Annotated in this window: 18 protein-coding genes; 11 read left to right on the top strand and 7 right to left on the bottom strand. The window is 35.1% G+C overall.

Annotated elements, in window-relative coordinates:
* Positions 1-59: 59 nt before the first annotated feature.
* Positions 60-710, bottom strand: coding sequence for a rhomboid family intramembrane serine protease (locus HN014_RS20735; RefSeq protein WP_176030738.1), 651 nt, complete (start codon positions 708-710; stop codon positions 60-62).
* Between the two features lie 118 nt (positions 711-828).
* Here HN014_RS20735 and HN014_RS20740 point away from each other — a divergent pair, with 118 nt between their 5' ends.
* The gene (locus HN014_RS20740; protein ID WP_176030739.1) at positions 829-1,731 is read left to right on the top strand and encodes a lysophospholipid acyltransferase family protein; all 903 of its coding nucleotides are present in this window, start codon (positions 829-831) and stop codon (positions 1,729-1,731) included.
* 131 nt (positions 1,732-1,862) lie between these two features.
* Here the strand turns inward: HN014_RS20740 and glmM are convergent, their stop codons facing one another.
* Positions 1,863-3,257, bottom strand: a complete 1,395-nt coding sequence (gene glmM, locus HN014_RS20745) for a phosphoglucosamine mutase (protein WP_176030740.1) — start codon at positions 3,255-3,257, stop codon at positions 1,863-1,865.
* Positions 3,258-3,375: 118 nt separating this feature from the next.
* Positions 3,376-4,233 carry an SMP-30/gluconolactonase/LRE family protein gene (locus tag HN014_RS20750; protein ID WP_176030741.1) on the bottom strand — a complete coding sequence of 286 codons (858 nt, stop codon included), beginning with the start codon at positions 4,231-4,233 and terminating at the stop codon, positions 3,376-3,378.
* 96 nt (positions 4,234-4,329) lie between these two features.
* On the opposite strand from HN014_RS20750, the gene HN014_RS20755 reads away from it, so the two are divergent.
* Positions 4,330-4,914 carry an ACP phosphodiesterase gene (locus tag HN014_RS20755; protein ID WP_176030742.1) on the top strand — a complete coding sequence of 195 codons (585 nt, stop codon included), beginning with the start codon at positions 4,330-4,332 and terminating at the stop codon, positions 4,912-4,914.
* 183 nt (positions 4,915-5,097) lie between these two features.
* Positions 5,098-6,813 (top strand): gamma-glutamyltransferase, encoded by a 1,716-nt coding sequence (gene ggt / locus HN014_RS20760; protein ID WP_176030743.1) that lies wholly within the window; start codon positions 5,098-5,100, stop codon positions 6,811-6,813.
* Between the two features lie 6 nt (positions 6,814-6,819).
* Here the strand turns inward: ggt and HN014_RS20765 are convergent, their stop codons facing one another.
* On the bottom strand, positions 6,820-8,115 hold the full coding sequence (locus HN014_RS20765; RefSeq protein WP_176030744.1) for a phenylacetate--CoA ligase family protein: 1,296 nt from the start codon (positions 8,113-8,115) through the stop codon (positions 6,820-6,822).
* A 348-nt stretch (positions 8,116-8,463) separates the two neighbouring features.
* Here HN014_RS20765 and HN014_RS20770 point away from each other — a divergent pair, with 348 nt between their 5' ends.
* Positions 8,464-10,899, top strand: coding sequence for a DUF4114 domain-containing protein (locus HN014_RS20770; RefSeq protein ID WP_176030745.1), 2,436 nt, complete (start codon positions 8,464-8,466; stop codon positions 10,897-10,899).
* A gap of 56 nt (positions 10,900-10,955) precedes the next feature.
* Entirely contained in the window at positions 10,956-13,382 is a 2,427-nt protein-coding gene (locus HN014_RS20775) for a DUF4114 domain-containing protein (RefSeq protein ID WP_176030746.1), read from the top strand.
* A 136-nt stretch (positions 13,383-13,518) separates the two neighbouring features.
* On the opposite strand, the gene dnaK is transcribed toward HN014_RS20775, so the two are convergent.
* The gene (gene dnaK / locus HN014_RS20780) at positions 13,519-15,435 is read right to left on the bottom strand and encodes a molecular chaperone DnaK (RefSeq protein WP_176030747.1); all 1,917 of its coding nucleotides are present in this window, start codon (positions 15,433-15,435) and stop codon (positions 13,519-13,521) included.
* Positions 15,436-15,671: 236 nt separating this feature from the next.
* Here dnaK and HN014_RS20785 point away from each other — a divergent pair, with 236 nt between their 5' ends.
* A complete protein-coding gene (locus tag HN014_RS20785) occupies positions 15,672-17,096 on the top strand; it encodes an L-serine ammonia-lyase (protein WP_176030748.1) in 1,425 nt (474 codons plus the stop codon).
* 8 nt (positions 17,097-17,104) lie between these two features.
* Positions 17,105-17,782, top strand: coding sequence for a CPBP family glutamic-type intramembrane protease (locus tag HN014_RS20790; RefSeq protein WP_176030749.1), 678 nt, complete (start codon positions 17,105-17,107; stop codon positions 17,780-17,782).
* A gap of 1 nt (position 17,783) precedes the next feature.
* On the opposite strand, the gene HN014_RS20795 is transcribed toward HN014_RS20790, so the two are convergent.
* A complete protein-coding gene (locus HN014_RS20795) occupies positions 17,784-18,263 on the bottom strand; it encodes a nuclear transport factor 2 family protein (protein WP_176030750.1) in 480 nt (159 codons plus the stop codon).
* A gap of 138 nt (positions 18,264-18,401) precedes the next feature.
* Between HN014_RS20795 and panB the strand changes: the two genes are divergently transcribed.
* The 4 genes from panB to HN014_RS20815 all read left to right on the top strand — a co-directional run bounded on the left by panB (position 18,402) and on the right by HN014_RS20815 (position 21,511).
* Complete coding sequence (panB, locus tag HN014_RS20800; protein ID WP_176030751.1) at positions 18,402-19,220, top strand: 3-methyl-2-oxobutanoate hydroxymethyltransferase; 819 nt, start codon at positions 18,402-18,404, stop codon at positions 19,218-19,220.
* 52 nt (positions 19,221-19,272) lie between these two features.
* Positions 19,273-19,965: an RluA family pseudouridine synthase gene (locus tag HN014_RS20805; protein ID WP_176030752.1), complete on the top strand. Its 693-nt coding sequence runs from the start codon at positions 19,273-19,275 to the stop codon at positions 19,963-19,965.
* Between the two features lie 496 nt (positions 19,966-20,461).
* Positions 20,462-20,845, top strand: a complete 384-nt coding sequence (locus tag HN014_RS20810; RefSeq protein WP_176030753.1) for a hypothetical protein — start codon at positions 20,462-20,464, stop codon at positions 20,843-20,845.
* Positions 20,846-21,010: 165 nt separating this feature from the next.
* A complete protein-coding gene (locus HN014_RS20815; protein ID WP_176030754.1) occupies positions 21,011-21,511 on the top strand; it encodes a GTP-binding protein in 501 nt (166 codons plus the stop codon).
* Here HN014_RS20815 and HN014_RS20820 read toward each other — a convergent pair whose 3' ends face one another.
* A complete protein-coding gene (locus HN014_RS20820; RefSeq protein ID WP_254884054.1) occupies positions 21,512-22,375 on the bottom strand; it encodes a DMT family transporter in 864 nt (287 codons plus the stop codon).
* Between the last annotated feature and the right edge of the window lies 1 nt (position 22,376).

Raw genomic sequence — 22,376 nt, forward strand, 5'->3', positions numbered from 1 at the left:
CATCAAAACAAAAAAAAAGCGCCTATTTATGGCGCTTTTTTATTGTAAATATATCCAGATTAGAGTTTTCCTAATTTCTTAAGCAACAATAGAATTAGTATCGGAATTGCCAATAAGAACACCATCAATAAATTCGTAGTCAATAGCCTGGGCGCCATTAATAATGTAAGTATATATCCTCCCACTGCTCCTCCAAAATGCGCATCATGCCCAATATTATCAGTCTTGCTTTTCATACCATAAATAGAATATAAAAGGTATCCAATTCCAAAAATATAAGCAGGTATAGGAATTGGGATAAACATTATGAACAAACTCATACCTGGTTTAAACAAGATAGCAGAATATATAATTCCAGAAACTGCCCCACTAGCCCCTACAGCACTATAGTGGTATTCATCTTTATGAAATAATAATGACAAGATATTCCCTACAAGAAGACTCCCCAGATATATGATCAAAAACTTTATATCTCCCAGATAGCTAATCACAACAGGGGCAAAAAAATACAAGGAAAACATATTAAAAAACAGATGAGTCATATCTACATGAAGAAACCCTGATGTCAGCATTCTCAATTGTTCTCCGCGTCGAATACCTCCGATATTGAATTTATACTTCTCAAAAAAAGAATAATCATTGAAACCTTTTATAGAAACCAGTACATTAGCTCCTATAATTAATAGCATGACCACATTAATATTTTGCATACAAAATTTTTATTCAAATATAGCACTTATTTCAAGCTATAAAAGTATTGCTTAAGACCTTTTAACACTTTTACAGGTAACAAAATAAGCATATATTTGCTGGTTTAAACACAGCTTAATGCAGCGACTAATTTATTATACTATATACCCTGTTCTATGGAGTATTTCCAAGCTCCCATGGCGCTTATTTTACGGGTTATCTTCATGCATTTACTATCTGGTGTATTACATTATTAGATACAGGCGAAAAACTGTTACAGCGAATCTAACGCTGGTTTTTCCTGAGAAAAACACATCTGAAATAAATCGCATTCGAAAAGCTTTTTATAAGCATATGTGCGATATGTTTTTAGAAATGATCAAATCGATTTCGATTACCAAAGAAGAAATGCTGGAACGATTTAGAGTAACTAATATTGAAGATTTTCATGCATTAGAAAAAGAAAACAAAAGTATTGTTGTCCTTATGGGGCATTATGCCAGTTATGAGTGGTCATCTGCTATTGATTTATTATCTATAAATCCATGTGTAGGGATTTATAAAAAAGTTAGAAATCCCTATTTTGATAAAATGGTACATCGCATAAGGGGACGATTCAGTGCCCGTTTAATTGAAAGTCATGACGTTGTTCGTACTATTTCACAAGATATCAAAAAAGGGGATATTTGTTCCTACGGAATGATTGCTGACCAATCCCCTAAAATATGGAATGCTAAGTACTGGACTGATTTTATGGGAGTGACTGTTCCTGTCTTCCTTGGAGCATCATTAATTGCCAGAAAGTTTGACCTTACTGTACTATACTTACAAATCAACAAAAAGAAAAGGGGATATTATGAGGCTACTTTTGTCCCTATTAAAAAGGAAGACAATACCAGTAATGATCGATTTTATTACATCAAAGCGTATTTAAGGCTGTTAGAAAATCAAATAAAGGAAAAACCAGAGTATTACCTCTGGACACATAAAAGGTGGAAGCATCGAAATGCTGAAAAACCTAACAAAGCAATTGTAGATTAAAAAAAGCCAGTCAAATGACCGGCTTTTTTTATATAGGTGCTGCCAAAGGGTATAATCCCCCAAAACTTACCTTTAAAATTGAAAAATTGTTTCTAACGAGTGCCTCGCGGGCTCACTAAGAAATGATTTGCTTAGACACCAACTTCTATAATTTGTTGTATTGATACGATAGTATCTTCTGCTAGTTTATCTGCCTTTTCTTGACTGAGTGCTTCTGTGTAAATTCGTATTATTGGTTCGGTATTACTTTTTCTCAAATGAACCCAACAATCTGCAAAATCTACTTTTACTCCATCTACTGTAGACACTTCTTCTGAAGCATGCTTATCATGAAATGCCTGAAGAACAGTATCTACATTGAGCTCAGGAGTTAATTGAATTTTATTTTTACTCATGTAATAAGAAGGATAAGAATCTCTTAAAGCACTTACCGTACATTTCTTCTCAGCTAAGTGTGTTAGGAATAAGGCTACCCCTACCAGAGAATCTCTCCCATAGTGTAATTCTGGATAAATAATTCCTCCATTTCCTTCTCCTCCGATCACTGCATTGGTTTGTTTCATTTTCTCTACAACATTCACTTCTCCTACTGCACTGGCTTCATATGATCCGTTATGTTTTTGAGTTACATCTCTCAAGGCTCTACTTGATGATAAATTCGAGACTGTATTTCCAGAAGTTTTTCCTAATACATAATCTGCGCAAGCTACCAACGTATACTCTTCTCCAAACATCTCTCCATTTTCACTCATAAAAGCCAAACGATCTACATCTGGATCTACTACAATTCCCAAATCAGCTTTTTCCTTTATAACTAACTCAGATAAATCTGTCAAGTGTTCTTTTAAGGGTTCTGGATTATGTGGAAAATGACCATTAGGTTCACAGTATAATTCTACAACCTCAACCCCCATTTTCTTTAGTAAAGCAGGAATCGCAATCCCTCCTGTAGAATTCACAGCATCAACAACAACCTTAAACTTTGCTTGTTTTACGACTTCTGCATCTACCAAAGGTAATTTTAATACCTCATCGATATGTACATCTATATAAGTGTCATTAGTGGTTATCGTTCCTAAGTGATCCACGTCGGCAAAATGATAACTGTCACTTTCTGCTATCTCTAATATTTTTTTCCCATCTAAAGCATTGAGAAACTCTCCTTTATTATTTAATAATTTCAAGGCATTCCATTGCTTTGGGTTGTGACTTGCTGTCAAAATAATTCCTCCATCTGCCTTTTCTATCGGCACTGCTACTTCCACAGTTGGTGTTGTCGATAATCCTATATCGATAACTTTAATCCCTAATCCTACAAGACTGTTCATTACCAATTGCTGGATCATAGCCCCGGAGATTCTGGCATCTCTACCAATAACTACGGTAGGATACTCTTTATTCGCATCCTTTTTTAACCAGCTTCCATATGCTGATGCAAATTTTACCGCATCTATTGGAGTAAGATTTTCTCCTACACTACCACCAATAGTACCCCTAATTCCTGAAATTGATTTAATTAATGTCATATAACTCTATTGATTTGTCTTCTTTTTTACAAATGTAAATGATACGATAGCTACACGCAATATATCTAATAATTAACATGTTAACAGATCGTTATTTTTCCTCTTTACTACATTTTTATTACAATAAGGTATTTAGCACCTTTTCAATACATCCTCTATCTGCCATGGTAATAAAACACTCTTTATAATCATTACTAAAAGTAATATTAGTTGGTTTCTTACCTTTTAATACATATTCTTTGATTAATTGTCCTTGAGGAGATAATACAGCGACCGTCCCTTTATCATATCTACAGATATATAAATTCCCCAGCGGATCACATCTCATTCCATCCAAACCGTAATCCTCAAAACTATAAAATTCCTTTTTATTTTTCAGATTTCCCGAAGGCATTCTGTCATACACCCATACTTTTCGCTGTACGGATTCATTGACGTATAGTTTTTTTCCATCTGGGCTCACTTCTATTCCATTCGTCGTTCCCATATTTGCCTCCAGTAATTCAAATCCGTTTTCCTTTGTTATCTTCCAGACATTTCCTGTTCCTTCTTTCCAATCAGGATCACTGGCATATAAGATTCCTTCTGGACTAATGGCAATATCATTCGGTTGATTCGCTGTAGCTTGATGTGCATACACCTGTATATCTTTAGTTTTGATATTGATTTCCAAAACATTGTGATTGGTATAATCTGCTACATACATAATGCTATCATTCGCAAATCGAATCCCATTCCCTATACTTTTACCTGGTAAGGATATGAAGAGAGAACTTTTTCCATCTGTAGTTACCCTACCTATTGTCCCTTCTTTACTATAGTTTACCGCATAAATATTCCCCTCACTATCAGTTGCTGGTCCTTCAATTCCTTTTGTAAAAACACCTTCTTCTGTTAGATCTGTACGTTCTTGGGGATCAGTGCAACTGAATACTAGTAACATCACCAAAGTACCCAAAAAAAATTGTCTGCTCATGTATTATTCTCTGTATTTACAGTTTTTTTTAGGATCCTAAAAAAGGATCCTCATTCTATGCAAAAAATTCATTCATAAAACCTGTATTTTAGCAATATGAATTTTTTAGCACATATTTACTTGTCGGGAGATGATACGGAATTAAGAATCGGTAATTTTATTGCCGATGCTGTCAAAGGTAAAAAATTTTTGGAATTTCCGGATCGAATTCAACAAGGGATTATTCTACATAGAAAAATAGATACTTATACAGATACTCACCCTATTGTGCGTCAAAGCATCTCTAGATTATTCCCTAAATACAGACATTACAGTGGCGTCATTGTCGATATTCTATACGATCATTATCTGGCTGCTAATTGGCAAAAATACCATGCCACTCCCCTGAATAAATATGTAAGTTTATTCTACCAGGATCTGGAAACATATCATGATATTCTTCCTAAAAACATCAAAAGGTTCTATCCATATATGATCAAGGATAACTGGCTACTAAGCTATGCTACGGTTACCGGAATTAGTACCGTATTACACAATATGAATCATCGAACCAAAAATAAATCCAAGATGAACTTTGCTGTGATAGAACTAGAAGAATATTATGATGAATTCCAAAAAGAATTCGAATCCTTTTTTAAAGAATTAATACACTACTCCAATAGTGAAATTCAAAAATTGTAGCAGATAACATACTTGCTTAATTTTATAGAGCGATTACTTTTTTAAAAATCTATTCGTACATCTTCACTGCTTTTTTCTTATTAGAATTATACATAGCATCAAGTAATTGTTTCTATTAAATATGATATATTTGATGTCATTCATCACACAAGTTACACTTGATAATCTTTAATTTAGCATATTATGAAGTATCATTTCTACATTCTTCTTTTTTTCTTCATCTGCCTTTTTTCCTGTAAGAACAACGCTGATCATTCTACTCCTTCAAAAAAGAAAATTCCTGTAAAAGGAACTATTGCTCGGCAGGCTATGGTTGTTTCTGCCAGAAAAGAAGCTTCTCTCATCGGAAAACAAATCTTACAAAAGGGAGGAAATGTTTTTGATGCGATGGTTGCTACAGAAATGGCATTGGCCGTAGCATATCCTTATGCGGGAAATCTCGGAGGAGGTGGATTTATGGTGTATCGGAAAGCAAATGGTGAAATCGGGGCTCTTGATTATCGCGAAAAAGCCCCTAAAACAGCTAGCAGAGATATGTTTTTGGATGAGCATGGAACAGTAATTCCTAAAAAAAGCCAGCTAGGAGCCCTGGCTGTTGGAGTTCCCGGAACAGTTGCTGGTGTTTTTGCCGTTCATAAAAAATTTGGAACACTTCCTATTGAAACAATCCTTACTCCTGTAATTGAGCTTGCCGATACGGGCTATGTAGTTACTAAAAAGCAAGAGAAAAGACTACAGCGATTTAAAGATATTTTTATCAAAACCAATGGAGATACCATCTTGTATGCACAGCCATTCAAAGCCACTGATACTATCAAAAATACGAGTCTGGCTAATACCTTGAAAAGGATCCTGAAAAACGGAAAAGATGAATTTTATAAGGGAGAGACTGCTCATACAATAGTTGATTTTTTACAGCAGAAAGGAGGAATTATCAGTCTGGATGATTTGGCTTCTTACGAAGCCAAGTGGCGTAATCCTGTTACTTTTGATTATAAAGACCTTCGTATTATTTCTATGTCTCCTCCTTCTAGTGGAGGGATATGCCTGGCACAAATTATGAAAATGATCGAGCCTTATGACATTCAGCAATACGGTCATAATCAACTAAAAACGATTCAGATAATAACCGAAGCAGAAAGAAGAGCTTATGCCGATAGAAGTTTTTATTTGGGAGATCCGGATTTCGTGACAATTCCAATAGATTCTTTGTTATCTGACACCTATCTCAATACTCGAATGGGTACAATTAATTTTGATAAGGCTACTCTTTCTTCTGAACTTAATCATGGAAATATCTCAGGCTATGAAAGTGATGAAACAACCCACTATTCTATCGTAGATCAGTTTGGAAATGCAATTTCTGTTACTACTACAATTAATGGTGCTTATGGTTCAAAATTATATTCAGAAGAACTCGGTTTTTTCTTTAATAATGAAATGGATGATTTTAGTGCCAAACCGGGAGTGCCTAATATGTTTGGTTTGATTGGAGCCGAAGCAAATGCAATTGCACCAGAAAAAAGGATGCTAAGTTCAATGACCCCTACTATTGTAGAAAAAAACGGGAATTTATGGATGTCTGTAGGAACCCCCGGAGGATCTACTATTATAACATCTGTACTACAAACAATCTTAAATGTCAAAGAGTTTAATATGAGTATGCAGGAAGCTGTCAATGCTCCCCGGTTTCACCATCAATGGCTTCCTGATCACATAACATTCGAACCCAATTCTTTTGACAAACAACTTTTGATTGATTTAAAAAAGAAAGGGTATCAAATTAACGAAAAAGAAACAACTATCATCGGAAAAGTGGATGGTATTCTAGTCCTTAAAGATGGAACCCTGGAAGGAGGGGCTGATAAACGAGGGGATGATACCGCTGTTGGATTCTAAAACACCCTAAACTTCAGAATAATATGTATTCCTTACCTCTCTTCGTTTTCCTGAAGAGAGTAAGGGAATATCATTTACATATTCAATAGTAATTTTCGCATCTTTTCCGAAATACTCTTTATACTCTTCCTTCATCTTTTCTTCATCTACTTTCTTGGTCGTATTTAATTTGATCAGGTAATCTTTGATCCCATATTGTACCAACTGAAATTGTTTATAATCTCCATATTTACAAAGTTTATACGACACATGTGACGGCACCAACTTCCCTTTGGTATCATAAATGAGATCTAACTTTCTCCCTTGTATATACATAATATAAGGATTGCCTTCTTCATCAAGGTTCATAGCTCCGACATCTCCCGTATCATATCGTATTAATGGCATGGCATAGTTATGAAGATCTGTAACAATAATCCTTCCTCTTTCTCCCATACCTACAGGTTTATCTGTTTTCATATCCAGTATTTCGATATGATAACTGGCTTTATTAATCACAAACCCTTTTTTATCAAAACTTTCCTGTGCCAAAATCCCATTTTCATTATTAGAATATCTGGATAGTGGCTGCACTCCAAAATATTTCTCTAAGGACTGTTTTGTATAGTCATTTAAACTTTCTGACATTGTTATAATCGACTGGACATTCGCCTTTATAGCAGCAGCCCCATGTCGATCTAAATACTTACATATCTTTTCTAATGCAGAAGCATATCCCAGAAAACTTTTTTTAGAAGGGTCTTTTTCCAGCCACTTGATAAAAGAAGCGATATGAATATCCTCTAAATTAAAAACACTGACAGGGTATACATTTTGCATCCAGTTTTTGGACAGCAAATGTACTTTGACATTGTCTTTCCAAATTTTGATATATACTAGTTTATTCCCTATCTGATATCCTGAAGCTTTAGAAAAAAATAAATTATCCGCCAGACTTCTCTTCCGCTTATTTCTATCATGCAAAACAGAAAAGGGAGCTCCGGTAGAGCCACTTGTAGACACTTTTACACAATCTCTTTGTATATACGCTTTAGAAATAAAGGCTTCAAAATGATCTCGAATCATGTTTTTATTAATCACGGGAAACTGTGTTAATTCTTCTAATACTTTCCCGGTATAATAAGGTACCGTATCTATAGTATGTGTCAATATGTCTGACAAGTATTTTTTTGAAAAATCAGCACTTCCCTGAGAAGTGTGATTTCTCATAATATTTTCTATATCTACATAATGCTTTTTGACACTTCTTCCCTTGAAGTAATCTAATGTCCAAAAAAGCCTTTTTCTCAAAAGTTGTATCATAACAAATCCCAGTATTCTTAAAAACAACTAACTATTAATCAATAGATAATGCTATTCATATTGTATAGCATCTCCATAAAAATTCACTTGAAGAAGGGGTAAAAGAGAAATATAGAAATTAATTATCATTTTAGACGATAATATGCCTACTAAATTACTTAAAACTATAAAATTTATTTAATATAGATTAAAATAAATAGCATAAAAAGTACCTTTTCTCTTTTTTATCCTTTTTTTCATTAGCCTATCAAAATTTATATTTTATCGATAGCAAACGCTCACTAATCGAATTAAAAAAAATCAAGCGCTCTTTAGTAGTAGTTTTAGGTAAGCTTTAAAATCACTACTATGAAAAAAAATTACACATTCTTCTTTTTTGTTTTGATCTCTCTTTATAGTTACGCTCAAAACTTTCAATATCTGGGTAGTTATTCTGCTAATGGTACTCCTGATTATTTAGAATCTCCGGGAGATAATATCAGTATAGCTACTTTAGAACTTATCGACACATCCTTACCTGAAACATTTCAGGTTCCTACATATAACCCTCATTATATAACCTCTAATTACGACACAGATGTTTTTACCACTCAGGAAACTGAAGTTTTTGTAACATTTGTTTCAGAAGGTGCTGGTTTCAGAAATGTATTAGGGTATTATACATATGATCTAAACAATCCTCCAACAACAACTCCCACGGATGAAGAAATTACGATCATCTTTCCTAATGTCTCTGCTCTGGGAAGCGGTGGTGGACTACAAGCTGGTGATAAAGTAAGCATAGGAACATTTCCTGCCGGGACAGGAATTGGGTGGGTATTATTGAGTAATGGATGGAATGGAAGTCAGGTTGGGTATGGATATTGGCAATTGTTTTCTAATCCTGATTTTAATCCCGAGACTGATGTGAGTAAACGATATCACAATGTCTTAATCAAAGATGATACAGAGGAGATTGTTATTTTAGGTTTTGAAGATATACACAGAGAGTTTTCCTGGTGCGATCATGATTTTAATGATACCGTGTTTTATGTTACTGCTACCGAATACAACGACCTTAATACGACGAATAACATTTCTACTTCCAGTGCTACAAATGTATTTTCAGGAAATTTAGGAGGCTTCGAAAGTAATGGGGATTTAGCTTCATTAATTGCTCAAAGAGGTCTTGACCGGTTAAAAAACAACAATCAAGCGAATACGAAAAAGAAACAAGCGGTATACAACAAACGAAATTTTAAGAAAAGTGATCTCGGATACTATTTTCCTGAAACCGGAATGATGGCATATGAGACTCCTCATATATCTACATCTACTGATCTGATTAACTATGCTAACGCTGATGATGTTTTTTCTATAGATTACTACGTAGGAGAAAACAGAGTATCTGCTGGTATTGTAACATCTACAACAGACAGAATATACGATCATAGTAAAACTACCTGTGATCGTCTCAACGCATCTACACTATTAGATGTAAGACCGGTAACCATTAACAACCACAACATGATTTTTTCTATCATGGAACGCAATAATGGTGCTATAGAATATACAATCAGCTTTTCTATAAAGCTAAACGACAATGATACACCAAATGAGCTTTTTAGCTTATGGAATATTGGAGATTATCCCGAAGGAAATTATAAAAATTTTCAACTTTGGGGAGACTCTATGGGACAAGTAGCTCATTTAGCCAACTATATTCTAAATATATTATCAAGTGAGAAAGAACTAACCTCTTCTTCTGAGAACAGCGTTATTCCTACTGTGTATATTAGTTCTGCAACCTATACAAATCAACAATTACAGTTACGTGTAATTAATACATCAAATGCTAAATCTGCTACCATTGATGGAAATATCAGACGATCCGAACATACTGATCTGGAAAAATTCACAGAACAGGTATCTTTAACCGGAGAACATTTTCAGGATATAACCATAGATACTGGTTTTTTATTTGATATAGGATTATCATTTTCCTCTGATACGTCACCTGTTAATGACGCTATTTATTTGGCAGATGGTCCATGGGGTATTGACTATAACAGTTCAGAAACTGTGATCAATGATTTTACCATTGCTCCGCAAATTGAGGAGCTTGTCGACGACCCGCTGGTGTTTTCACTAGAAAGATCTATCAAAGCTTCAGGAACTGTCACAGGAACATGTAATATTTTTCGAACTGTTTTGCCTGGAGATCTGGCATTGGATGCTGCAAATTATGAGAGTGTTCAATTCTATATAAAAAACAACACTCCTATAGAAGTAACAATAATCCCTGAAAACTTAACAGATTGGTCACAACGTCTACGATATCAATTACCAATAAATACAAATAAAACTCCTTATACAATATCAATAGAAGATTTTGTAAATGAAAAAGGAGTTCACGATGAAATAAGTACGATACGAACGGTTTTATTTTCTATTAAAGGAGACTACGTTTCTACAGCAGCATTTGAATTAGAAATTAAAAACCTGGCGCTTGGAGTGGATCCTGATTCTCTAATCGATCTTTCTACTGCCAATATCACTAGTGTTACAAATTACCCAAATCCTTTTTCTGATTTCACGATGATTACAGTTCCGGAAGAAACCCCCTATATCTCCTTATGGGTTTATGACCTGCTTGGAAGAGTAGTGTATAATGCTACCATAGAAACCATAGAAGATAGTAAATCGATCAAGTTTGATTGTTTAGACCTCAAAAGAGGCATGTATAAATATGTTGCGATCCCAAAAAATCAAAAAGAATATAATGGAACCTTTATTATAAAATAAATACTAATAAACCTTTATAGAGCGCTTCACCTATAAACCTACAAAATGCCTAAACTATGAAAAAAATATTCCTCTTTTATATTGCCATAGCACTCAGTAGTATTAGTTATGCTCAGAATTATCAATACCTGGGCGACTATACTGCTAATGGAACTCCTTTATATCTAGAAAGTCCTGGAGATAATATAACCACTGATATTATGGAATTAGTAGATAATTCTCTTTCTGAAACTTTTCAAGTTCCAACGTATAATCCTCACTATATCACTTCTAATTATGAGACGAATATTATCATTACGGAAGAGACAGAAGTTTTTATCACCTATATTCACGAATGTGCAGGGTTCAGAAATGTATTAGGGTACTATACCTACGATGTCAATAATCCACCAACAACTGCTCCTACGGATGAAGAAGTTACTATAATTTTCCCTAATATTTCTGAAGTAGGAAGCGGAGGTGGTCTCCAGCCTGGTGATAAAGTAAGCTTAGGCACTCATCCCGCAGGAACAGGAATTGGATGGGTATTATTAAGTGATGGATGGAATGGAGAACAGGTAGAATATGGGTATTGGCAATTTTATTCTAATCCTGATTTTAATCCTGAACCAAATGAAAGCGACCGCTATCATAATGTTCAAATCAAGGACGACACCAATGAATTAGTTATTTTAGGTTTTGAAGAAATACGCAGAGACCATCCATGGAGTGATAATGATTTCAATGATGCCTTATTTTATATCACCGCAACTGATTATTCTGCAATTGATACAAATAATCTCATCGATTCTTCTTCTTCTACTGATGTTTACTCTGCAAACCTAGGAGGTTTCGAAAGTAATGGTGACTTAGCCAACCAGGTAGCAAAGCGAAATTTTGATCGTTTGAAAAGCAAAAATTATGCAGATCAAAAGAAAAAACAAAAAATGTTTACTAAAAACGCTTTAAAAAACAATGATCTGGGAAACTATTTCCCTGAAACAGGATTGTATGCTACAGAGTCTCCATTTATTTCAACCTCACTTGATCTTGTCAACTATGCTAATGCCAAAGATGTTTTCTCCATCGATTATTATATCGAAGAGAATAGAGTTTCTGCTGGATTAGTAACCACTACTTCTGGTCAAATATACAATCATGCAAAAACAATATGTGACCGGTTGAATGGTTCAACTCTTAAGGATGTACGGCAGGTGACAATTAAAGATCATGACATGATATTTGCTATTATCGAACGTCATAATGGAGATATCGAATACGCTATAAGCTTCTCTATCCGAGAAAATGGTGATAATCATGAGCTTTTTAGTTTATGGAATGTTGATGATTACCCGGAAGGAAATTATAAAAACTTTCAGATTTGGGGAAAATCTATGGCGCAGGTAGTTCATATTGTCAATTATACACTGGAAAAACTGTCTTATGAAAAAAATATCGCTTCTTATCATGTTGATCATCGAGCTCCTACTGTTTTTGTCAGTGCTGCTCGTTACAGAAACAAGGAACTACACTTGGACATCATTAACAAGATAGGAGCCCAACATGTAACTATTGCTTCTAATATAAAACGTACAGAACAAGCAGAGTTAGAAGAATTTTCTGATCAGGTTCCGCTCTCTGGGGAATGGCATGATCAGATAGTTGTAGAAACAGGATTTCTATTTGACATCGGATTATCTTTTGAGGACAATCTCTCTGATAAAAGTGATGCTTTATACCTTGCTGATGGTCCTTGGGGAATTGATTATATAGCAGAAGATACGACAATCGATGAATTCGTAATTAATGAACAAGAAAGTGATTTAGATCCAGCTATCTATCAATTAGAACGTTCCAGTAATGCTTCCGGAACCCTAAAAGGAACGTGTAATCTATTCAGAACTTTTTTACCCGGAGATCTATCCTTAAAGACGAAAGATTACGAAAGTATTATGTTTACGATACAAAACAACCTTCCTATAGAAGTAATTTTAGTCCCTAGTAACTTAGAAGACTGGAATAATCGTCTTCGGTATTATATCCCTGCTAATTCTAGTAACACTGATTACACGATCCGGTTTGATGAATTCACCAATGCTGCAGGAGTATTTGAAGAAATTAATGACCTGCGATCCGTGATATTTTCTATGCATAACGGAACAGAAACTCCGGTTAGTTTCTCTATTGACATACATAAATTAGGTTTAGGTATTAATCCTGAGTCTTTATTAGGTACCCTGGCTAATCAGTCAAAAGCGATAAACTATCCTAATCCATTTACAGATTATACAATTGTAACTGTACCCCAAAAGACATCCAACATAGATCTACATGTTTATGATCTTTTTGGTAGAAAAATATACAATTCCATGTTAAAAACTATGGAAGATGAAAAGTCAGTTAAGTTTGACCCAACAAACTTAAACTTAGCAAAGGGTCTCTATACATATATTGCCCTTTACAATGAAAGAGAAAGAGCGACGGGTAGTTTTTTAATTCAGTAAGTAGAGGTGCTTACTATTCTCTTATAACTAATTAGTATAGAAATGGCAAAAAACATGCTAAACATTATTAGTTATAAAAAATGCGCGGAGGGGTCCGCGCATTTCTTTTATTGCTATTTGTAAAGATCGAAACGTATTATTTTACTTCTTCAAAATCTACATCTTGTACATCATTTCCTTCTGAATCATTTCCTCCTCCGGATTCTCCTCCTGGATTTGGTCCTGCAGCTCCTCCTTGTTGCTGAGCCTCCGCTTGTGCCTTATACATTTCTTCACTAGCTACTTTCCATGCTTCATTAATCTTATCTAATGCTGGCTGAATAACTGCTAGATCTTTTGTTTCATAAGCCTTCTTTAACTCTGCCAAAGCATCTTCAATTGGCTTTTTCTTATCTTCAGATAGTTTCTCTCCAAACTCAGATAATTGTTTTTCTGTCTGGAAGATCATTCCATCAGCTTCATTCAACTTATCAGCCTTCTCTTTAGCTTGCTTATCTGCATCTGCATTTGCTTCTGCTTCTTTCTTCATTTTCTCGATTTCTTCTTCTGTCAACCCTGAAGAAGCTTCGATTCTAATATCTTGAGACTTATTAGTTGCTTTATCTGTAGCAGATACTTTGATAATTCCATTGGCATCGATATCAAAAGTTACTTCAATCTGAGGAACTCCTCTTTGTGCTGGTGGAATTCCATCTAAGTGGAAACGACCAATCGTTTTATTATCTGCTGCCATTGGGCGCTCTCCCTGTAAAACATGAATTTCTACAGAAGGCTGGTTATCTGCTGCTGTAGAGAATACCTGTGATTTTTTAGTAGGGATTGTTGTATTCGCTTCTATTAATTTTGTCATTACGTTCCCCATAGTCTCAATTCCCAGAGAAAGTGGCGTAACATCTAATAATAATACGTCTTTTACATCTCCTGTCAATACTCCTCCCTGGATTGCAGCACCAATTGCTACTACCTCATCAGGATTTACTCCTTTTCCTGGAGCTTTTCCGAAGAATTGCTCTACAGCATTTTGAACTGCTGGAATACGAGTCGACCCTCCTACCAAAATAATCTCATCAATATCACTAGTAGATAGCCCAGCGTTTTTAAGTGCTGTACGACAAGGTTCGATAGTACGTTTCACTAAATCATCAATTAATTGATCAAATTTAGAACGTGTCAATGATCTAACCAAGTGTTTTGGTCCACTTGCTGTTGCTGTAATATACGGTAAGTTGATCTCTGTCTGCGCAGAAGACGATAATTCGATTTTTGCTTTTTCAGCAGCCTCTTTTAATCGTTGTAAAGCCATTGGATCTTCTCTTAGATCCATATTCTCTTCTCCTTTGAACTCTGCTGCTAACCAATCAATAATCTTTTGATCAACATCATCTCCTCCTAGGTGAGTATCTCCATCAGTAGCTAACACTTCGAAAACTCCATCACCTAATTCTAGTATAGAAACGTCATGAGTTCCTCCTCCAAAGTCAAAAACAACAATCTTCTGATCCGTTCCTTTTTTATCTAATCCATATGCCAAAGCTGCAGCTGTTGGCTCATTGATAATTCGCTCTACTGTCAGCCCGGCAATTTCTCCGGCTTCTTTTGTTGCCTGACGCTGTGCATCATTAAAATATGCAGGAACAGTAATTACTGCTCTTGATACATCTTGTCCTAAATAATCCTCTGCAGTTTTCTTCATTTTCTGAAGTGTCATTGCAGATAATTCTTGTGGTGTATATAAACGCCCATCGATATCAACTCGTGGGGTATCGTTATCTCCTTTTACTACTTTATAAGCAGCTCTCTCTGCTTCTTTTGCCGATTCAGAGAACTTGTTTCCCATAAATCTCTTTATAGAAGAAATGGTTTTTGTTGGATTAGTAACAGCTTGACGCTTCGCAGGATCTCCAACTTTGATCTCTCCTCCTTCAACAAATGCTATCACAGATGGAGTGGTTCTTTTCCCTTCAGCATTAGGGATAACCACAGGCTCATTACCCTCCATTACAGAAACACAAGAGTTGGTTGTTCCTAAATCTATTCCTATAATCTTACTCATACTATTATGTTATAATTTGTTTAAGTGTTTTCAATATTAATTCCCCCTACTCTGTTCAATCATTATGCCATGACACAATTGCTGACATGATGTCATTTTTTATTTTTTTTATACTGGTAATTATCAATATTTCTGATACATGACTTTTTTGTAATTTTATTTTATCTTTAAAAAAATCCATTTTAAATGGCAAAATCATATATTTACCGGCTAATTTTTTTGAATACCTTATTTATATGAAACGCATCAGTGTTTTTGATATGCTTAAAATCGGAGTGGGACCATCCAGCTCCCATACGCTTGGTCCCTGGAGAGCAGGACAACAATGGATATCCGAGCTCAAAGAAAATGGGCATTTCGACTCTGTCAATTCTATTACAGTAGATCTTTTCGGGTCATTATCCTTAACCGGAAAAGGACACGCTACGGATTTAGCTGCCATTTTAGGTCTTTGTGGACATGACCCTGTCACTATTGACGTATATAAAATAGATAGTATCATTAGTACTATCCAAACCACAAAAAAATTATTTTTAGATGATACCCTAGAAGTGTCTTTTGATACAGAAACTGATATTGTATTCAATAGAGATTTCAAAGAGTTTCACCCCAATGCGATTACATTTACCGCTATATTAAAAAATAACGATAAAGTAGCCACTACTTTTTATTCTGTCGGAGGAGGCTTTGTTATCAAAGAAGATCAGGAGACAGTTACAGATAGTGAAGAAGACACAAAAACCTTTCCTCTTCCCATAGACAAAGCTTCTGAACTACTTCAATATTGTAAAAAACACAATAAAAAAATATCTGAAATCGTATTGGAGAATGAACGTTCTCTCCGTACAGATGAAGAAATTGACGCTGACCTGAAAAAAGTATGGGATGTCATGTTAGAATCTATGTATATCGGATGTCATACCGAAGGAACACTTCCTGGAGGACTTAACGTACGTAGAAGAGCCTTTGATAGCCATAAAAATTTAATAGGAGGTACTGAGTACAGTACAAAAGAAGAATGGATCGAAGCCATTAGAGATACAGAAGTGGCATTTCGTCAGATATTAAAATGGGTTTCTTGTTTTGCTCTGGCAGTAAATGAAGTAAATGCATCATTAGGTCGTGTGGTAACCGCCCCTACAAATGGAAGTGCAGGAGTTATTCCTGCAGTATTAATGTACTATATGGTTATAGAAAATCACGATGCTAATTTTGAAGATATCAAACAGTTTCTTTTGGTAGCTGGAGAAATCGGTAGTCTGTTCAAAAAAGGAGCTACAATTTCTGCTGCTATGGGAGGATGTCAGGCAGAAATAGGTGTGTCTTCTGCAATGGCAGCTGGAGCACTGACAGAATTAATGGGGGGAACTCCCGAACAAGTATTAATGGCCAGTGAGATTGCCATGGAACATCATTTAGGCTTAACATGTGACCCAATCGGAGGATTAGTACAGATTCCGTGTATTGAACGTAATGCTATGGGAACTGTAAAAGCAATTAATGCCTGTGAAATGGCTCTTGATACAGATGCCTCTAACGCCAAAGTTCCCTTAGATAAAGTTATAGAAACCATGTGGGAAACTGCGCAAGATATGCATACCAAATATAAAGAAACCAGTGAAGGTGGTCTCGCTATAAAAGTTAATATGAGTGATTGCTAATTTTATAGATGAATACCTCCACGAATTCGTTTTGGGATCAAAGTAAAAACCTGTTTTTAGCATACATCCAATTAATAGGTTTTTACTTTATATTTTTTATTCTTTTAGGAATTATCCAGCAGGTATTTCCGGGAATTGATCTGACTAAATATTCGCAAAAAGATTTGATGCAACTTATAGAAAAAGAGAAATTACACGCTTTCTTCTCCCTCATTCTTATTGCTCCTATTATAGAAGAGTCAATGTTCCGTACCTTATTGCGACCTTCGTCTAAAGAGCTAACGCTATGGGGAAGTACCTGGATCGTCAGTATTCTGTGGGGGGTACTTCCTAAAATGAGTTGGTATTATTCATACCCATTACTACTTATTAGTATTTCACTTGTATTTTTTATTTTATCCCTTCTTATTTCCAAAAAAATTCTCCGAAAGGCATGTACATTTCTTTCTCAAAAAGAAATCTGGATATTGCAAATTACAGCTGTTGTTTTTGGCTTATTCCATATTGTCAACTATGTAGATTCCTTCTTATTAGATAGTGCACTATTCCTTCTGATTGTACCCAGGATTATTGCTGGTCATGTTTTTGGTACCTTAAAAATAAAGAACAGACATATTATTTGGCCAATAACCCTTCATGCTATGAATAATGGCATTATCTATCTTCTCTTTATACTCAGATCCTAATTTATTGACAATCTTCTTTTTTTCTTGTATCTACTACTGATAAAATCTTCCACTGGGTCCCATCATGATATAATTGAAAGGTATTTATCCCACAATGGCTAAAAGTATCATTTAAGTAAAACTCATATGGTGTCCAGGCAGTAGCTAACTGTTTATCTGCTTCTATCTTAAACAATAACAATCGTTCATTCCATCTGCTTTTTTGTGCCATTTCGTGAATCACACGCATAAAGTCAGATACATTTGTACTTCGAGTACTATAGGAACCTTCTTTTGTCTTTATAACTGTTTTCAGTGTGATATCCTGATCAATAGTTTTTCTTATGATACTAGTATCTCCTTTATGAAATCCTTCAAAAAATTCTACAATAGTTTGTTTTACTTCTTTTTTATAGGTAGCTACATTATCCATCGTTCCGTTTTTCTGCCCTATTATAACCCCTGTAAAAAACATACTAATTATCACACAATACCTTTTCATATTTATTTATTTTTCATATAAAAGTATCACATTATTATCAATTATTCCTATCGATTATAAATTATAAAGTAGCCTGCAGATTAAACTTGTTGTCATTATCCTAAATCATTACATTTACAACAATAAATTAATAAAATAATGTCAACAGCAAAAAAAGATTACAAACGAGTTACTGTAAAATCTCTTACAGAGATGAAAGCTAATAATGAAAAAATCTCTATGCTTACTGCCTATGATTATACAATGGCTAAAATCGTAGATGGTGCCGGAGTGGATGTCATATTAGTAGGAGATTCAGCCTCTAATGTAATGGCAGGACATGAAACTACACTTCCTATTACACTTGATCAAATGATCTATCATGCCTCTTCTGTAGTCAGAGGTATAGACAGAGCTTTAGTAGTTGTTGACCTTCCTTTTGGTAGTTATCAGAGTGACCCTAAAGAGGCATTGCGTTCTTCCATTCGTATTATGAAAGAATCCGGAGGTCATGCTGTAAAACTAGAAGGAGGAAAAGAAGTAAAAGATTCCATCAAAAGAATTCTTCATGCAGGAATTCCAGTTATGGGGCACTTGGGACTAACTCCTCAATCTATCTATAAGTTTGGAACTTATACTGTTCGTGCAAAAGAAGAGGAAGAAGCTAAAAAACTAAAAGAAGACGCTTTGATGCTTCAAAAAGCAGGATGTTTTGCCATCGTACTAGAAAAAGTTCCTGCTAATTTAGCACGTGAAGTAGCAGAAAAATTGACTATTCCTGTTATTGGTATCGGTGCTGGAAATGGTGTTGATGGGCAGGTATTAGTTACTCATGATATGCTGGGAATGACACATGAATTCAATCCCAGGTTTTTAAGACGTTACCTGGATCTGTATACGGAAATGACCAGTGCTTTTAAGCAGTATGTAGACGATGTAAAGTCTGTTGATTTCCCAAATGAAGATGAGCAATATTAATGCTCTCTTTTTTTTTTATGTTTTCTAATTGTTCAACAGTAACAAAATAGAGTTGAAAACACTTTCTAATACATCGAATTTGATTGTTTTATATGAAGACAATCATATTATAATTGTCAATAAACGTCCAGGAGACATTGTACAGGGTGACAAAACCGGAGATCAGCCACTTAGTGAGGTGGTCAAAGACTATATTGCTGAAAAATACAATAAACCTGGTGCAGTATACCTGGGGGTTGTTCACCGTTTGGACAGACCTACCAGTGGTATTGTTGTTTTTGCCCGAACCAGTAAAGCGTTAACCCGATTAAACAAGGTATTTGCCAACAAGGAAATACAAAAAACCTATTGGGCTGTAGTACAACCAGCCCCTAAACAACCACAAGCAACACTTGTTCATTGGTTAAAGCGAAATACCAAACAGAACAAATCATATGCGCATCAAAACGAAGTTTCTGAAAGTAAAAAAGCAAGTTTGTCGTATCGTGTATTAAAAAAACTACAGCGCTTTCAGTTACTGGAAATCGACCTGCATACAGGAAGGCATCATCAAATTCGTGCCCAGCTGTCAGCTATTGGTTGTCATATCAAAGGGGATTTAAAATACGGGGCATCTCGAAGTAATAAAAATGGAAGCATTCACCTGCATGCCAGAAAATTACAATTTACACATCCTGTAAAAAAAGAAGCCATGACAATTATTGCCCCTCCTCCTTCTGATTCTGTATGGGATGATTGTCTCTAAAAAAATATAATTGTTATAAAAAACAATAGCTACTTTGGCAAGAAAAACGGAGTTTACTTCTTTTAGAAAAAAGAAAACATAACTGACGATAATCCAATACAAATTGTTTTTACAGTTAGAAACTGCTTTTCTTTGTAAACAACAAAGACCCCTCTTTCATTGCTTAGTAAGAAATTCTAACACCAAATCACATTTCTTTAGCCGAATAGATTCGGGAACCTATGGGCAAACAAAAAAAGTATGCCTTGGTTATCTTGACAACGAATATGGAAAAACATTCTTACATCACATAAATAACAATTCGACAAAACTAGATTTTTGGGATTTAACTAGCTAAACAACTCATTAATAAACAGGTATTTACACGCTAACCTATTATAAATTAATCTTTTACATTACACTCTTCAAAAGATAGTCATCTGATGACTATTTATTGAACAGGCGAAATCCGAAAAGCCATAAAAAAGAGTAGGAAGTACTTTTAAAACGTATTATTATGGGATTTTATTCAAAACAACCTGTTAACCCCAAAAAAACAACTGCAACCTATCTATGGACAGGTTTAAGAACTCCGGGAGTTTTCTTAGTTCATGTAGAGGGCGATGCACCAAACTATTCCTCTGGATTTGACCTCGTACGAGACCCACACTTTGTAGGAGGCTTAAAAGTTGAGTCAATGGGGTGGACTGGTCCCATCGGTGAGGGGACAACACCATATAGTGTCAATGGGTCTTTTTCCGGTGAATACCGATCACAAATCGTCGTTTCTGGTTCTAATGGGGATTTCAGTATAGATGTCAAAGAAATTCCCCATGATCAAGTGGATGAATTCATGAAGTCCAATGCTGCTAAACAAGTAGAGGAATTAGCCGCAAAATAGAGTACCTATAAAATCTTTGCAAATGACTTCCTAATATTTAGTATATTAGGAAGTCGTTTTTTAGGACGACTTCTTTTGAGGTTTTTGTTTTTATCGTTTTATTTCGAAACAGGTATAAAACACTTACTTGATACTTATAACCTATTTTATTTATATCATACTCTTATGTCTAATACTCCGACCATTGCATTGCGCCCCCGATTCAAAGTAGCATTAAATTATACGAATAAGGATGCTTTACAACGTTTTGAAACGGCAAAAAAAGAACAAAAAGATGTTATTATAACAAGAGTAGATGATCATGTTTTTTTAAAAATACCTAAAAACCAACAGCATTTCTGGTCTCCTCAGCTTCATCTGGAAATCAATGAAAAAACAAGTAATAGTGCTATACTTTACGGCTTATTTGGTCCTAGTCCAACTGTCTGGACCTTATTTATGTTTTTACATTTTATCGTTGCCGCCATCTTTATAGCATGCAGTATCTGGACTTATAGTAACTGGTCATTGGGTACAGACTATGGAATTCAGTTATTCTTGACTTTGTTCATGGTACTAGTGTGGTTTATCTTATACGCAGCCGGAAGAATTGGTAGAGCAACTGGTAAAAAAGAGATGTACTTTCTATATGATTTTATGAATCACACCCTTCAATTAAAAAAATAACTATTTTTCTTTTACTGACCGTATACTTTCTATCACTACAGAACTCAGAATTAGCAACCCTCCAATAATGGTATAAAAACTCGGTATTTCATGAAGAAAAAAGATTCCTAAAATAATTCCATATATTGGCTGGATACAACTCATAATACTAGCAGTTGTAACCGTAAATTTCCTAAAACTTCTCAGAAATAATGTATGTCCTACTGCTGTGGTTAACAATGCTAATGCTAACACTGCCGGCCATTGTCGTGTTATCCCGGAACTATCCATAATCCATATTAACGGCAGGGACAATACTCCTATAATCACAACCTGATACCACATCAAAACTGAACCGTTATAATTACTTACTTTATTTTTCATTAAAATATTGCGCAAAGAATAACATATCGCAGAAAAAACTCCAAAACCAACAGCCTGCGTATTTGTATTTTGAACATCAAAATCCGGTACTAAAAAATAGATTCCTATCAGCACCAATACCGCCAACAGTAATTGCACTTTCTGAAAGCTTGTTTTTAATAGTAAAGGTTCTAAAATCGTTGTTATTACAGGAAATGTAAATAAAGATAACATTCCTATGGCCACATTAGAAAGTTGCAGGGCATAAAAATACGTAACCCAATGTACCCCCATTAGCACCCCGCTTAACAGCACTACTCCCCTGTCCTTATTAGCGATCGTAAAAGAGATGTTTCTCCATTTACAGAAAACAAATAATAATACTGCTGCCAGAAGTGCTCTAAACCCAATAATAACAGGGACAGGCATATCAATATACCGCCCTAACGGACCGGAAGTGGCAATAAAAAGGATCGCTAAATTTAATTCTAGGAGGTTTTTGAAGTTTCTGTTATTTGACAAG

The organism is Aquimarina sp. TRL1 (genome assembly GCF_013365535.1).
GTDB classification, from domain to species: domain Bacteria; phylum Bacteroidota; class Bacteroidia; order Flavobacteriales; family Flavobacteriaceae; genus Aquimarina; species Aquimarina hainanensis.

Excerpts from the sequence above, each read along its gene's own strand:
- HN014_RS20790 (WP_176030749.1), top strand. The coding sequence starts at position 17,105 with ATGAATACCTCCACGAATTCGTTTTGGGATCAAAGTAAAAACCTGTTT.
- panB (WP_176030751.1), top strand. The coding sequence starts at position 18,402 with ATGTCAACAGCAAAAAAAGATTACAAACGAGTTACTGTAAAATCTCTT.
- HN014_RS20755 (WP_176030742.1), top strand. The coding sequence starts at position 4,330 with ATGAATTTTTTAGCACATATTTACTTGTCGGGAGATGATACGGAATTA.
- HN014_RS20750 (WP_176030741.1), bottom strand. The coding sequence starts at position 4,233 with ATGAGCAGACAATTTTTTTTGGGTACTTTGGTGATGTTACTAGTATTC.
- HN014_RS20770 (WP_176030745.1), top strand. The coding sequence starts at position 8,464 with ATGAAAAAAAATTACACATTCTTCTTTTTTGTTTTGATCTCTCTTTAT.
- HN014_RS20740 (WP_176030739.1), top strand. The coding sequence starts at position 829 with ATGCAGCGACTAATTTATTATACTATATACCCTGTTCTATGGAGTATT.
- glmM (WP_176030740.1), bottom strand. The coding sequence starts at position 3,257 with ATGACATTAATTAAATCAATTTCAGGAATTAGGGGTACTATTGGTGGT.
- HN014_RS20775 (WP_176030746.1), top strand. The coding sequence starts at position 10,956 with ATGAAAAAAATATTCCTCTTTTATATTGCCATAGCACTCAGTAGTATT.
- HN014_RS20810 (WP_176030753.1), top strand. The coding sequence starts at position 20,462 with ATGGGATTTTATTCAAAACAACCTGTTAACCCCAAAAAAACAACTGCA.
- HN014_RS20785 (WP_176030748.1), top strand. The coding sequence starts at position 15,672 with ATGAAACGCATCAGTGTTTTTGATATGCTTAAAATCGGAGTGGGACCA.
- dnaK (WP_176030747.1), bottom strand. The coding sequence starts at position 15,435 with ATGAGTAAGATTATAGGAATAGATTTAGGAACAACCAACTCTTGTGTT.
- HN014_RS20735 (WP_176030738.1), bottom strand. The coding sequence starts at position 710 with ATGCAAAATATTAATGTGGTCATGCTATTAATTATAGGAGCTAATGTA.
- HN014_RS20815 (WP_176030754.1), top strand. The coding sequence starts at position 21,011 with ATGTCTAATACTCCGACCATTGCATTGCGCCCCCGATTCAAAGTAGCA.
- HN014_RS20795 (WP_176030750.1), bottom strand. The coding sequence starts at position 18,263 with ATGAAAAGGTATTGTGTGATAATTAGTATGTTTTTTACAGGGGTTATA.
- HN014_RS20765 (WP_176030744.1), bottom strand. The coding sequence starts at position 8,115 with ATGATACAACTTTTGAGAAAAAGGCTTTTTTGGACATTAGATTACTTC.
- ggt (WP_176030743.1), top strand. The coding sequence starts at position 5,098 with ATGAAGTATCATTTCTACATTCTTCTTTTTTTCTTCATCTGCCTTTTT.